Genomic DNA, 12,186 nt, shown 5'->3' with positions numbered 1-12,186 from the left:
AGCACGCTTTCTCAGGGAAAGAGCCGGATCTCAGGCGCCGCGCTCGATCACCGCGCAGGCCACGCGCGCGCCGGAATTGCCCGTGGGCTGGGTGGTGTAGTCGTCGGGGTCGTTGTGTACGATCAGGCCGCGGCCCAGAATGCCGCTGGTGCCGCGGTCCAGGGCAATGCTGCGGCTGGTGAAGTCGATCGTGGCCGTGCCCTGGGCGTCGGCCGTCAGGCTGGGCAGATCGCCCGCGTGGTGGACGGCTCCATCGAACTTGCCATGGGCCTGCTGGCCCGGATTGAAGTGGCCGCCCGCGCTCAGGCCGTCGCCGCTGGAGCAGTCGCCTTTTTCATGGATATGGAAGCCATGCACGCTGTTGGGCGCCAGGCCCTGGACCGTGCCCTTGACCTGGACCGAGCCATCGCCGCGCGGGAAGAACTGCACCACGCCGTTGACCGAACTGCCCTTGGTCGGCTCCAGCCTTGCAATCGCCTGCACGCCCTTGCCGCCCGATGCACCAGGCGCGGCCGCCATGCCGTCGCCCGAGGCGGAGCCCGCCGGTTTCGGGGCCGAGGTCGAGCAGGCAGCAAGCGCCAGGACGGAGCCCAGCAGCAGGCCGGCAAGAAGAGGGCGCGGGCTTGCGCCGCGGGAGGATGTCAACGACGGGTTCAAACGCATGCTTGTTCCTTTCATGAACTGGTTGGTATTACACGTCCATCAAGAATCCCAAGCTTAACGGGCTTGCACGATTGATTTGCAATATCTTGTGCCAAGGCCTGCAGCTATGGAAATGCAAGCAGGCAGCGCTTGTTAGATAAGGTTTCTGGCGTCTTTTAGCCTTAAAAGCCCAATGCAGATTGCGCTAAAAGCTATTATTTGTGTAGCAAAAATCCTACGCCTGCCGCTGAGGCCGGGGTCTTTCGGCCTGCACACCGATCGCCGGGGCATTGGCGGCGGCCGCCGCCATGGTGCCGCAATGGTCGTCATAGCCCAGCAAGCGCTCCAGCGCACGGTCATTGATGCCCATGCGCATCAGCTCTTCGAAAGTGGCGCGCGCATAGTCCCGCGTCGTGCCGTAGATGCCTCGCGCCTGGGCAAAGATGCGGCGGTATTCTTCGGGCGCCAATTCGCCGGTGTGGTGCGGGCTCTGGCGCGACAGCGTGAAGGCCAGTGCCCTGACGGGCCCCTGCGCCGTCTGGCAGGGCAACCAGCGCGGGTCGTACACCGCATTGGGCATTTCCCGCTGCCACAGCTGCTGCATGACGGACGGGCCCTGCTCGCGCGGAATGCGGAACACCATGCCCTGGCAGCTGCCGCCCGACAGAATGCCGAATACCAGCCCCGGGCATTGCGGCGTGCCGCGGTTGATGGTGCTCCACATCTTGAGCGCCCGATGCCAGCCGTAGACGCGCGCCGGGCGCCGCTCCGTGAATTCGAAATCGGGACGCCAGATCAGGGAGGCGTAGCCGAATACCCACAGGTCCTCCTGCCCGCCCCATTGCGCCATCACCTCCTGCAACATGGGTGTGGCGTCGCGATAAACGGCAGAGGACAAGGGCAGGGCAGACATAGAAACTCCATCAGGCACTGCCCGGGCCCGGCATCAGCCGCCATGCGGACAGGACAGTTCAAAGCATATGCCTTGTTCAACGCACGTTCACCTTCCCGGTGCACACGGCGGGGCGGCCGTTCACTAAAAAACAACATCTGCATCCCGATACGCAGGCTGGCCCGGGCCTCGCGGCCCGCCCCGCTCCACGCCTTGGACGGCCCAGGCCCTACAATCGCTTGTTTTGCAGCCGGACCGGCGTGGGAGACGCCTGCTGTTGCTGCCGCAGGACATCTGCTTCATCACTTTCGACAACCACGGAGGATTTTTCATCCATGTCTTTCAATAGCTCCGACGACGACAGCCAACAACGTTTTGCCCTGGGCTTTCTGTTTGCCCTGATCGCCCTGGTCGTTTCCACCGTGGTGGGCGTTGTCGTCTACCAGCGCGGCATCCCGCATGCGCCCAAGGCAGCCGCCGACGCAGCGGCCGGCAGTGCCACCAACGTACCCGTGGTGGTCGAGGAAGACGTGGCCACCGTGGTGGTCGAGAACGGCGTGGTCAAGTTCTACTTCGCCTCCAGCAAGGCCGAATTGGCCGAAGGCGCAAATGCTGCGCTGGCCGATGTGGTCAAGGGCGTGCAGGAAGGCAAGCGCGCCGTGATCTCCGGCTACCACGATGCCACCGGCAGCGCTGAAGCCAATGCCGAGCTGGCCAAGCAGCGCGCCCAGGCCGTACAGGCGGCCCTGATTGCGCTGGGTGTGGCCGAAGACAGGATCGAGCTCAACAAGCCCGAACAGACGCAAGCCAGCGGCAGCAATGCCGAGGCCCGCCGCGTGGAAGTGATTCTGGCCGAGTGAAACGCAGGGGCTGGCCCTGAGCAGGGCCGGCCGGAAAAGCAAAACGCCCCGGTGCCGACTGGCAGCGGGGCGTTTTCATTGAGGCCTTATTCAGGCATTGCGCAGTGGATCGCTTCCATGGCTGCGCGAATTTTCCTGAATCAGCTCGATTTTGTAGCCATCGGGATCCGTCACGAAGGCGATCACCGTGGAGCCGCCCTTGACCGGACCGGCCTCGCGGGTCACGTTGCCGCCGGCTGCCTTGATTTTTTCGCAGGCCGCGTAGGCGTCGGGAACACCCAGCGCGATATGGCCGTAGGCCGTGCCAAGCTCGTAGCTGTCGGTGCCCCAGTTGTAGGTGAGCTCGATCTCGGCCTGGCCGGGATTGCCCCCATCGAACCCCAGGAACGCCAGGGAGTATTTGTACTCGGGGTTCTCGGAGGTACGCAGCAGCTGCATGCCCAGAACCTTGGTGTAGAAGTCAATAGAGCGCTGGAGGTTGCCAACGCGCAGCATCGTGTGAAGGAATCTCATGCACTTATTGTGCCGCAAGTGCCGATAGCGGTACTCGGGAAGGGAACCACGTCCGGATGCCCATCCACAGGCACTGCGGCCGCTCCAGGCAGCCACTGGTCTTGGCTGGCTTCTCGATCCTGGCTGCGATCGGCTCGGGCAGGACCGCGACGCATGGGGCGCTCCATGCGAGCACGGATTGTGTTTTGCATGGAGTTGCCTCCAAGAGCGTGCGTTAGTGCGAGAGCGGGGACAGCACGGCGCGAGTTAGCAGCTCAACCCCCAGCAGGAAATCCTCCATCTCCATGGCTTCATGGGGGTTGTGCGAACCGTTTTCGTTGCGGATGAATACCATGGCCGACGGTACGCCGGCATTGGCAAACACGGCCGCATCGTGGCCAGCGCCGCTGGCCATGCGCTCCAGCTTCATCCCTGGCGGCGCAGCTGCCTCGAGGCGGCGCAGCCAGGCCGCATCCATGGTGGCCGGCTCCGTGAACAGGCGCTCATCGAATTCAAAGCGCACACCACGGGCACGCTCTATGGCCTGGCACTCTTCGCGCATGAGGGTGTAGAACCTCTCCAGTGTCTGCGTATCCTGGCTGCGCACCTCGAAGCTGAAGGCCACTTCCCCGGGAATGACGGATACAGCATGTGACTGCGCAGAGGTCGAGCAGATGCCCGTGGTCATCACCATGTCCATGCCCATCTGCAGCAGCACGCGCCAGTGTTCGTCCATGCGCGAAAGCAGCTCGGCAACCGCGAGCAGGGCGTCCTTGCGCAGCCAGCGCGGCACGGCGCCGGAGTGCCCGGTTTCGCCGATACAGCGGATCAGGTTGTGGCGGACATTGCCGCGAATTCCGGTGACCAGTGCCACGGGCCAGCCGCGATTGACCATGATCGGGCCCTGCTCGATATGCAATTCCAGATAGGCCGCGATATCGGTGAGATCGATCAGCGGCTGCGCCCGTTGGATGGCCTCGATATCGGCGCCGCAGCGCGACATGGCTTCGCTGAGCAGGCCGACCCCATCGCGGTGAGGCCGCTTCAGGGTTGCGGGAGGAAGTTTGCCCAGCAGGGACAGCGAGCCGAGGTAGGCCTTGCCGTACCAGGCGCTTTCCTCGCCGCGCAGGGCCAGCACACGCAGCGGCGGAGCATCTTCATGGCGGCCGCGCAGCGCAAGCAGCATCAGCATGCCGGCCACAATGCCCGCCAGTCCGTCGAAGTTGCCGCCTTGCGGAACCGAATCCGCATGCGAACCGATCACCAGGAAAGGGGCATTCCGCGTTTCCTCCGGCAGGCTCAGCCACAGATTGCCGGCCCGATCCCATTCATGGCGCAGACCCAGTTCTTCGGCCCGCTCCTCCAGAAGGCGCAGCGCGGCAGTCTCGCCTGCGCCATAGCTTTCACGCGTGACGCCCAGGCCGTCACGGGTCGCTTCGTGGACCTCGGCCAGCAGGGACTGCGCCAGCGCAGAGATATCCACCAAGGTATTGCAGGCCATCATGCTCCGGTACCTCCATGGCGGATGGACCAGGCCACGGGTGACGCCGAGAAGTCCGCGAGCGTGGCCTTCTGTTCTGCGCCGAGCTGCCCGCTGGCCAGCAGGGCGGCGTGCAGGTGGTTCCATGTGGCCAGGGCATGCAAGGACAGGGTCTGGCCTGCCTCTGTGCCTGCCTGCGGGGCATAGAGGGCATAGTCGAGCAGCACCAGCACATCTTCGACCACCGGGCCTGCCCGGCGCAGGGCGGCAACGGTACCGGCCTTGGAACGACCATCGGTCGTCACATCGTCCACCAGCAGTACTTTGGCATCGGCCGGCAGACGGCCTTCGAGCTGGGCCGTGATATCCCATCCGACGGGGCGTTTGCGCAGATAGAGCATGGGCAGCTCCAGCCGCTCGGCCAGCCATGCGGCAAATGCGATACCCGAGCTTTCGGTGCCTACGATGGCATTGATGCCGCGATTGGCAATCACCGGCCGCACCAGGCGGGCCGCGATGTCCATGATTTCGCGGCGCAGCGCAACATCCGATATCAGGACTTGCGCATCCACGTAAACCGGGCTGGCCCAGCCCGAGGTATAGATGAACGGTTGGTGCGAGGCGATGCGTACGGCACCAAGGTCCACCAGGGCCTGGGCTACGCGCGGCGCGTCGGAATCGGAAAGAAGCATGGGCATGTCCGTGTCAAAACGGGCATGTTAAGAATGCACGCCTTCGGCAAGAAGTGTCTAAAATTCCTCGAGCCGTTCCAAAACGTGATGGCTCAAGCGGCATGTAGGTATGCCGCCCACTTGATATTTCATCCAGCGTCTCCTGCCTGGAACTGCTCCCCGTCGCGTGAGCTTCCGGCTTCCGTTGCCCATGTCCGAATTCGCCTCATCGCGCAGCTTTTTGCGCCAGATCGATCTTTCCTCCCTGGATCTGTTCGTATTGATCTGCGAGTGCGGGAGCATTGCACGTGCGGGGGAGCGCGGCGGCATGGTGGCTTCTGCGGTGAGCAAGCGTGTTGCAGAGCTGGAGTCCCTGGCCCGCACACCTTTGCTGCTGCGCCATGCTCGCGGGGTACGACCCACTCCTGCAGGAGAGCTGCTGCTCGAGCATGCGCGCACGATTTTGCTGGGTGTCGAACATTTGCGCGATGACCTTGGCGAATATGCGCGCGGCATACGCGGACTGGTCCGCCTGAGCGCCAATGCGTCCGCCGTGGAGCAGTTCCTTCCCGAGGATATTGCAGTCTTCGTGAAGCGCCATCCCGATATCCGAATCGATTTGCGCCAGGCAACCAGCCGGTCTGTTGCACGCGCCGTGCGCGACCACATGGCTGATCTGGGCGTCTGCAGTCCCAGTGATGAGGTCGAAGGGCTGGAGTCCATGCCTTACCGGCGCGAGCGCATGGTGCTGATCATGCCCCGCGACCACGCTTTGGCGAGCCATCGGAACCTTGCCTATGAAGAAGCGCTGGACTATGCCCAGGTCGGGCTGCGCGACAGCAGCCTTGTTCAGGAAATGCTCGACAGGGAGGCCCGTGCCGGCCGGCGCATGCTGCGCCAGCGCATCGAGGTCGACAGCCTGAGTGCCATGTGCCGCATGATCGAATGCGGGCTGGGCGTGGGCGTCATGCCCGAAGGTGCCTACCAGAGGCTGGGGGAGGCGCGAGCCCTGCATGCGGTGCCGCTGACCGATACCTGGGCCGAGCGCAGTCTCAATCTGTATGCGATCCGCTTTGCCGATCTGTCTGCACCCGCCCGGCACTTTGCCGCAGCGCTGGTGCAGGAGAGCTGATCCGGGGTGGGTCGCAAGCGCTGCCGCCCGTTTTGCCTACACCACCGGCAAGTCCATCGCGGCCGAAGGCGGCTTGGATCCGGCCTCGGTTGTCTACCGCTACGGCTGCCGCAGCGGGTTGTACCAAGCCCTGCGGATCGACACCCATAGGCCGTGCCGTCGGCTTTGTGGCCCCAGAGGAGAACCGAAAGCGCACTGCTTGCAGCCGAGAAGGCCGGCATGCTCGTCGAGCATCGGGCTCAGACCGTGAGCAGCGCGGAGGGCGGGCAACTGGGCCTTCAGTGCGCCGGCGTTTCGCACTTCAATGCGTCCTGGAGAAAGGGCCAAGAGCGTGCGCATGGATCGTACAGACAAGAGCCTTGCCACGCCCTTGCTTCTTACTTGCCCATGCCATCCTTCGACATGGAGTCTTTAGCCATTCCATCCTTGGTCATTTTGTCCATGGACGATTGACTCTCCTTGCTTGTGGTGCTCTTGCTCATTCCTTTGTCCATGCTCATGGCGTCCTTGTGCTTGGCATTCTTGTCCATGGAGGACTTTTCCATGCCCATTGGGTCCTTGCCCATGGCGTCCTTGGTCATGGCGTCGGCCGCGAAGACCGAGGTGGCGCCCAGAGCCAGACACATGGAGAGCGCGGTGGTGGTGAATACGTTTTTCATGATGGTGCTTTCTAGGTTGCGGTGGAAAAAGGCGGCATGCGCCGCGGGGGAACCGGGGAAGCCGGGTCAAGCATTTCGTCAGCTGCCGCCGAACCAGTTGTAGCCCTGGTCCTCCCAGTAGCCGCGGTTGAAGGTGTTGCTCACGAAGACGGCATGTATATGCTTGGGGTTCTTGTAGCCCAGCTTGGTGGGCATGCGCAGCTTCATCGGGAAGCCGTACTTTGGCGGTAGCGGCCGTCCATCCCAGTCGAGTGCCAGCAGCGTCTGGGAGTGCAGGGCCGTCGCCATGTCGATGCTGGTGTAGTAGTCGTCCGCGCATTGGAAGCCCACGTAGCGTGCACTCAGGTCCGCACCCACGGCGCGCAGAAAGTCGCCAAGGCGTGGTCCGCCCCATTTGCCGATGGCGCTCCAGCCTTCCACGCAGATGTGGCGCGTGACTTGCGTGTACTGCGGCAGTGCGCGCAGCTCTTGCAGCCTCCAGCGGCGCTTGTCGGACACGAGACCCGTGACTTCCAGAAGAAAGCTTGTCGCATCGACGTGCGGCACCTTGTCTTCGCCGTAGAAGGCGTTGAATGGAAATGGCCGGGTGATCATGGTGTCGGGGTAGGTGGGTGCCAGGCGTGAGGAGCTGAACAGCCAGCCCTGTACCTGATCGTTGAAGCGGGAGATCCTCATCAGCGCCGCTTCGGCAGTCGCGCTGTCGTCGATGCGGCAGCCGCTCAGCAGCCCCAGGCCGCCCAGCGTAAGGCCGCGTGCCAGAAACCGCCGGCGCGAGGTCAGCGGCAGTTGCTTGGCGAGCAGGCTGCGGGCCTCGGCAACCACGGCCTCGGCGTTCTCCCGCTGCCAGATGGAGGTACTCATGACGTGGTCTCCTTGGCGGTTGAGCGCAGGGTGGTGCGCCCCAGCAGCATGACGAGCAGCGAGCGCGGCACGAGTACGACCATGAGAAGGTGTATCGCAACAAAGCAGACTATGGCCGCCATGCAATAGAAATGGATGTGCCGGGCCATGTCGTAGCCGCCCAGAAGCTCGCGCAGCAGCGGGAACTGCACCGATTTCCAGATCACCAGGCCGCTTGCCACCAGCAGCATCAGGTCCGCCACGGCAAACAGATAGGCAGCACGCTGCACCTGGTTGTAATGGCGCATGTCCGCATGCGACAGGCGGGCCGTCAGCGCGAGCCAGGCGTCGCGCAGCACACCGCGTGCCGTGACGGGAAGCATGCGGCGCGCAAACCTGCCGGTGACCAGGTTGAGCGCCAGGTAGGCCAGCCCGTTAAGCACCAGCAGCCACATGCCGGCGAAGTGCCATTGCAGCGCTCCGCCCAGCCAGCCGCCCAGCGTGATGCTGCCGGGAAAGGCGAAGTCGAAAATCGGCGAGGCGTTGTAGATGCGCCAGCCGCTCATCACCATGACCATAGTGGCCACGGCATTGAGCCAGTGGGTGATGCGCAGCCACAGCGGTTGCGGCGGGGCGCTACGTTTCGAGGGTGGATGGTCGAGGGATGGCATGGGCGCATTGTTCGGCGCGCCTGGTCCCCAAGTCCTCACCGAAAGTTCAAAAAAACGTGATACCTCGGCCTGCATCGCTGCGGGAGAATGTTCCGATGGACACCCCGAAACGCATCCTGATCGTCGAGGACGATGACAACATTGCCGAGCTGTTGCGCATGCACCTTAGCGACGAGGGCTATGACGTCGAGCATGTTGCCGACGGGCGGCTGGGCCTGGCTGCGGTGGAGCGCGGCGGCTGGCATGCGCTGGTGCTGGACCTGATGCTGCCAGGAGTGGATGGCTTGGAGATTTGCAGGCGTGCACGCGCCATGACTTTTTATGTCCCCATCATCATCACCAGTGCCCGCTCCAGCGAGGTGCATCGCATTCTGGGGCTGGAACTGGGGGCCGACGACTACCTGGCCAAGCCTTTTTCCGTGATGGAGCTGGTGGCGCGGGTGCGCGCGCTTTTGCGGCGCAGCGAGGCGCTGGCCCGCAATGCCAGGCTGGAGGCCGGCGTGCTCTCGCTGGGCGGACTCAGCATCGATCCGATTGCGCGCGAAGCCCGGGTGGATGGCCAGCCCATTGAACTGACGCCACGCGAGTTCGATCTGCTGTATTTCTTTGCCCGCCAGCCCGGCAAGGTGTTTTCGCGGCTGGATCTGCTCAATCAGGTCTGGGGCTATCGGCACGACGGCTATGAGCACACGGTGAATACGCATATCAACCGGCTGCGCACCAAGATCGAGAGAAACCCGGCCGACCCCAAGCGCATTCTTACCGTATGGGGCCGAGGCTACAAACTTGCGGAGGAGGCACTGTGATGTTGCAGCGACTCTCGCTTTCGCAGCGGCTGTCGGCCGTATTCGTGGTGCTGCTGCTGGCCTGCTGCGCGGCTTCGGTGGCGCTGCAGCTGCGCGGCAGCGAAAAGCACGAGCAGGAGGTCATCCAGCGGCTCTCGCAAGACCTAGCTCCGCAGATTGCCCGCTACCCGGAGCTGATGGAGCCGCAGGGCCTGAACCCTTCGGCCGTGCATGGGCTGTTCGACAAGCTCATGGCCGTGAATCCAAGTGTCGAGGTCTACCTGCTGGATGAGCGCGGACGCATCCAGTCCTATTCAGCGCCGGAGGGAGCGGTCAAGCGCTCGCAAGTGAACCTGGCGCCGGTACGCCAGTTGCTGAGCGGCGGCGCACTGCCTGTCTTCGGGGACGATCCACGCAGTCCCGATGGCAAGAAGGTCTTCAGCGTCGCGCCGCTGCAAGCCGCAGGCCGCGACGCGGGCTATGTTTACGTGATTCTTCAAGGTGAGAATCGTGAATCCCTGGCCTCTCACGTGAACACGGGCAGTGCGGCGAACACCATGCTGAGATCCATGGCTCTGGTCGCGCTGCTCGGCATGGTGGCGGGACTGGCGGCGTTTCGCCTCATCACCCGTCCATTGCGCACGCTGACGCAAGCCGTGCGCGGCCTGGAAACCCACGGCATGTCCTGGCTGCCGCAGGCGCGGCCGCTGCTGCGGCAGGCCGCGCGAGGAGGCAGCGAGATTGAACTGCTGAGCCAGAGTTTCGAGCGGCTTGCGCAACGCACCCAGGAGCAGTGGCAGGCACTTCGCAACCAGGACCAGCAGCGGCGCGAACTCTTTGCCAACCTGTCACATGATCTGCGCACGCCGCTGACTTCGCTGCATGGCTATCTGGAGACTTTGCGCATGAAGTCCGAAGTGCTGGAGCCGCAGGAGCAGTGCCGTTATCTCGACATCGCACTGGAGCAAAGCCGCAAGGTCGGTCGTCTGGCCCAGGAAATGTTCGAGCTTGCCCGGCTGGAGTACGGTGTGGTCAAGCCGGAAATGGAGCAGTTTTTTCTTGCCGACCTGTTGCAGGACGTGTTCCAGAAGTTCGAGCTTGCGGTGGAGACCAAGAAACAGCGTCTGATGGCAGACATTGCTCCGGGGCTGCCTCCAGTCACGGCCGATCTGGCCATGATCGAGCGCGTGCTGGTCAATCTGATCGACAACGCGATACGGGCTACCGCCGAGGGCGGAGCGATCACTGTGCAGTTGCAGCCCCATGGACAGGGCGGTACCGAGGTCATGGTGAGGGACACCGGTCCAGGCGTCTCTTCTGCATTGCAGGCGTATCTGTTCGAGCGCCCTGTATTTACGGGGACCGTAGGGCAGGATGCACGCTCGGGGGGCTTTGGGCTCATGATTGTGCATCGCATCCTGCTGCTGCACAAAAGCACGATCCAGCTGATGTCTCAGCCCGGCGCAGGGGCGGTGTTCCGGTTTGTGCTTCGCTGAGCCGCCATTGCTCTTGGCCTTTGTCCGGGAGATGATTCAGACCTCTTCGACTGAAGAGGTTTGCCCGGAAAGGCCAACCCACGGTTTCAACTGCCGCGGTGTGGACAGGGATGATTGCTGGCCTGCCTCGCATGCATCTTGCACGCGGCTTGACGTATTTGTCGCTCAACGCTTGACAATCCTTGACCTTGAGCCTTAACGACAGGCGTGAAACACGTTGTAACATTCTGCCGCATGCGGCATGTCGCATCGGCCAGCACCGGATTCCAGACAAGGCTGCACGTACGCTCCAGCTTCTTTGAAGCGGCAAATGGTTGCTGTGCCACCGTCGCTTGTTCCCATGTACCAGCCTGTTTATGCCCGCAACCCTGCTTGAATGGTCTGTGCCCGCAGCAATCCTCTTGTGCGCTATTGGACTCTGTGCCGCACACTTTGTTGGTTTCAGAACCCTCCAGTGGGGAGCCGCGCTTGGCTGCCTGAGCATTGGGTACGCCATCATGCTGGTGCAGGCCAGCGAATTTTCCCCCTACAAACAGGCCGTCGAGGATGCCTTCATTCTGTGCGGCGTCATGTTGGCATGCCGCGCGCTGCAGAGCCGTCGCTGCAGGCAGACCTCTCTCTACGTTGATATTGCGGTTCTGCTGGCTTCAACAGCGATGGTAATCGTCTCGGTGGTCCTGTTTGCCAGTGCCAAACTGGAATCGTTCTTCGTCCAGGCCTTTTGCGCATTGGTGATCTGGCGAGCCACGCTCTCCTTCTCAAGACGGATTGCAACTGCGTCCGACAAGGTGCTTACCGTTGCATTTCTCTTCATCGCGTTAGTGCTGACTGGTCAATGCATCTTGTATATCGCTGCTCCGACACCTGATCTGGCATTGGGAGAATGGAGACTTTCCGTCTGGGGGACTTTGATCCAATACACGGGACTGCTCGGAAGCATTGTCCTGACCTTTGCAGTCTTCATAGCCACGAGTTACGACGCCATAGAGAAATATCGTCACCAGGCACATACCGATGCATTGACGGGCCTGCTGAACCGGCAGGGTCTTGATAGTCGACTCGACTCTGTTTTCAGGCCTGCCTTTCCAGAGGCTGCGACGCCGACGGGAGTGATCATGGCCGACATCGACAATTTCAAACGCATTAACGATATCTTCGGCCACGCGTTTGGCGACATGGTACTGGCGCGATTTGGCTCTCTTCTGCGGCAGGAAGCAGACCCGCAAGCATGCGCTGCCAGGATGGGGGGAGAAGAATTTCTGTTGCTGTTGCCCGGCGCAGACCTGGAAAGCGCTATTGCCGTCGCCGAGGAGATCCGTGCAAATTTCGTATCTCTGCGCTGGGCCCCGCACGCTCCCGATGCATGTTTCACGGCCAGCATGGGCGTGACCGTGGTCGAAGCAGAGGAACCTTTCGCCAGCGCGCTCAAGCGCGCGGACGATTTGCTCTACGCAGCAAAGCGACGCGGGCGCAATTGTACGGTTTGGAATGTCTAGGGTGTGGTGCGCCAGGGTCTTGTGTTTCGGGCGGATTCAGGCGCAAACAGCCGCGGTGCAAAGATGAGCC

13 protein-coding genes are annotated in these 12,186 nt (G+C 62.8%); 5 read left to right on the top strand and 8 right to left on the bottom strand.

Translation table 11 applies throughout. From position 1 onward, the window contains the following. Window positions 1-30 precede the first annotated feature (30 nt). Both V8Z74_RS04105 and V8Z74_RS04100 read right to left on the bottom strand, forming a co-directional pair. On the bottom strand, window positions 31-663 hold the full coding sequence (locus V8Z74_RS04105) for a superoxide dismutase family protein (protein WP_066478255.1): 633 nt from the start codon (window positions 661-663) through the stop codon (window positions 31-33). 214 nt (window positions 664-877) lie between these two features. Then, window positions 878-1,555 carry a gamma-glutamylcyclotransferase gene (locus V8Z74_RS04100; RefSeq protein WP_349708108.1) on the bottom strand — a complete coding sequence of 226 codons (678 nt, stop codon included), beginning with the start codon at window positions 1,553-1,555 and terminating at the stop codon, window positions 878-880. Between the two features lie 314 nt (window positions 1,556-1,869). Between V8Z74_RS04100 and V8Z74_RS04095 the strand changes: the two genes are divergently transcribed. After that, window positions 1,870-2,394, top strand: a complete 525-nt coding sequence (locus V8Z74_RS04095) for an OmpA family protein (RefSeq protein ID WP_349708107.1) — start codon at window positions 1,870-1,872, stop codon at window positions 2,392-2,394. Window positions 2,395-2,484: 90 nt separating this feature from the next. On the opposite strand, the gene gloA is transcribed toward V8Z74_RS04095, so the two are convergent. From gloA to V8Z74_RS04080, 3 genes are all read right to left on the bottom strand, one after another. Beyond that, entirely contained in the window at window positions 2,485-2,907 is a 423-nt protein-coding gene (gloA, locus tag V8Z74_RS04090) for a lactoylglutathione lyase (RefSeq protein WP_066478248.1), read from the bottom strand. 214 nt (window positions 2,908-3,121) lie between these two features. Next, complete coding sequence (locus V8Z74_RS04085) at window positions 3,122-4,390, bottom strand: hydantoinase/carbamoylase family amidase (RefSeq protein WP_349708106.1); 1,269 nt, start codon at window positions 4,388-4,390, stop codon at window positions 3,122-3,124. Further along, complete coding sequence (locus V8Z74_RS04080; protein ID WP_349708105.1) at window positions 4,387-5,058, bottom strand: orotate phosphoribosyltransferase; 672 nt, start codon at window positions 5,056-5,058, stop codon at window positions 4,387-4,389. The genes V8Z74_RS04085 and V8Z74_RS04080 overlap by 4 nt, the downstream gene beginning before the upstream one ends. Before the next feature lie 190 nt (window positions 5,059-5,248). On the opposite strand from V8Z74_RS04080, the gene V8Z74_RS04075 reads away from it, so the two are divergent. Next, a complete protein-coding gene (locus V8Z74_RS04075; protein WP_349708104.1) occupies window positions 5,249-6,169 on the top strand; it encodes a LysR family transcriptional regulator in 921 nt (306 codons plus the stop codon). 377 nt (window positions 6,170-6,546) lie between these two features. On the opposite strand, the gene V8Z74_RS04070 is transcribed toward V8Z74_RS04075, so the two are convergent. The 3 genes from V8Z74_RS04070 to V8Z74_RS04060 all read right to left on the bottom strand — a co-directional run bounded on the left by V8Z74_RS04070 (window position 6,547) and on the right by V8Z74_RS04060 (window position 8,339). Then, on the bottom strand, window positions 6,547-6,828 hold the full coding sequence (locus tag V8Z74_RS04070) for a hypothetical protein (protein WP_349708103.1): 282 nt from the start codon (window positions 6,826-6,828) through the stop codon (window positions 6,547-6,549). Between the two features lie 78 nt (window positions 6,829-6,906). After that, window positions 6,907-7,689, bottom strand: a complete 783-nt coding sequence (locus V8Z74_RS04065; RefSeq protein WP_349708101.1) for a molybdopterin-dependent oxidoreductase — start codon at window positions 7,687-7,689, stop codon at window positions 6,907-6,909. Then, window positions 7,686-8,339: a cytochrome b/b6 domain-containing protein gene (locus V8Z74_RS04060; protein WP_349708099.1), complete on the bottom strand. Its 654-nt coding sequence runs from the start codon at window positions 8,337-8,339 to the stop codon at window positions 7,686-7,688. The genes V8Z74_RS04065 and V8Z74_RS04060 overlap by 4 nt, the downstream gene beginning before the upstream one ends. A gap of 95 nt (window positions 8,340-8,434) precedes the next feature. Between V8Z74_RS04060 and V8Z74_RS04055 the strand changes: the two genes are divergently transcribed. From V8Z74_RS04055 to V8Z74_RS04045, 3 genes are all read left to right on the top strand, one after another. After that, the gene (locus V8Z74_RS04055) at window positions 8,435-9,145 is read left to right on the top strand and encodes a winged helix-turn-helix domain-containing protein (protein ID WP_349708097.1); all 711 of its coding nucleotides are present in this window, start codon (window positions 8,435-8,437) and stop codon (window positions 9,143-9,145) included. Then, complete coding sequence (locus V8Z74_RS04050; RefSeq protein WP_349708096.1) at window positions 9,145-10,620, top strand: sensor histidine kinase; 1,476 nt, start codon at window positions 9,145-9,147, stop codon at window positions 10,618-10,620. The genes V8Z74_RS04055 and V8Z74_RS04050 overlap by 1 nt, the downstream gene beginning before the upstream one ends. A 356-nt stretch (window positions 10,621-10,976) precedes the next feature. After that, on the top strand, window positions 10,977-12,116 hold the full coding sequence (locus tag V8Z74_RS04045) for a GGDEF domain-containing protein (protein WP_349708094.1): 1,140 nt from the start codon (window positions 10,977-10,979) through the stop codon (window positions 12,114-12,116). The last annotated feature ends 70 nt before the right edge of the window (window positions 12,117-12,186 follow it).

Source organism: Comamonas sp. w2-DMI, assembly GCF_040187735.1.
In the GTDB taxonomy this organism is placed as follows: domain Bacteria; phylum Pseudomonadota; class Gammaproteobacteria; order Burkholderiales; family Burkholderiaceae_C; genus Comamonas; species Comamonas terrae.
The sequence above is the reverse complement of the archived record's forward strand: the minus strand, read 5'-3'. Positions and strand labels throughout refer to the sequence as shown.

Excerpts from the sequence above, each read along its gene's own strand:
- V8Z74_RS04070 (WP_349708103.1), bottom strand. The coding sequence starts at position 6,828 with ATGAAAAACGTATTCACCACCACCGCGCTCTCCATGTGTCTGGCTCTG.
- V8Z74_RS04080 (WP_349708105.1), bottom strand. The coding sequence starts at position 5,058 with ATGCTTCTTTCCGATTCCGACGCGCCGCGCGTAGCCCAGGCCCTGGTG.
- V8Z74_RS04060 (WP_349708099.1), bottom strand. The coding sequence starts at position 8,339 with ATGCCATCCCTCGACCATCCACCCTCGAAACGTAGCGCCCCGCCGCAA.
- V8Z74_RS04085 (WP_349708106.1), bottom strand. The coding sequence starts at position 4,390 with ATGATGGCCTGCAATACCTTGGTGGATATCTCTGCGCTGGCGCAGTCC.
- V8Z74_RS04095 (WP_349708107.1), top strand. The coding sequence starts at position 1,870 with ATGTCTTTCAATAGCTCCGACGACGACAGCCAACAACGTTTTGCCCTG.
- V8Z74_RS04105 (WP_066478255.1), bottom strand. The coding sequence starts at position 663 with ATGCGTTTGAACCCGTCGTTGACATCCTCCCGCGGCGCAAGCCCGCGC.
- V8Z74_RS04100 (WP_349708108.1), bottom strand. The coding sequence starts at position 1,555 with ATGTCTGCCCTGCCCTTGTCCTCTGCCGTTTATCGCGACGCCACACCC.
- V8Z74_RS04065 (WP_349708101.1), bottom strand. The coding sequence starts at position 7,689 with ATGAGTACCTCCATCTGGCAGCGGGAGAACGCCGAGGCCGTGGTTGCC.
- V8Z74_RS04075 (WP_349708104.1), top strand. The coding sequence starts at position 5,249 with ATGTCCGAATTCGCCTCATCGCGCAGCTTTTTGCGCCAGATCGATCTT.
- V8Z74_RS04050 (WP_349708096.1), top strand. The coding sequence starts at position 9,145 with ATGTTGCAGCGACTCTCGCTTTCGCAGCGGCTGTCGGCCGTATTCGTG.
- gloA (WP_066478248.1), bottom strand. The coding sequence starts at position 2,907 with ATGAGATTCCTTCACACGATGCTGCGCGTTGGCAACCTCCAGCGCTCT.
- V8Z74_RS04045 (WP_349708094.1), top strand. The coding sequence starts at position 10,977 with ATGCCCGCAACCCTGCTTGAATGGTCTGTGCCCGCAGCAATCCTCTTG.
- V8Z74_RS04055 (WP_349708097.1), top strand. The coding sequence starts at position 8,435 with ATGGACACCCCGAAACGCATCCTGATCGTCGAGGACGATGACAACATT.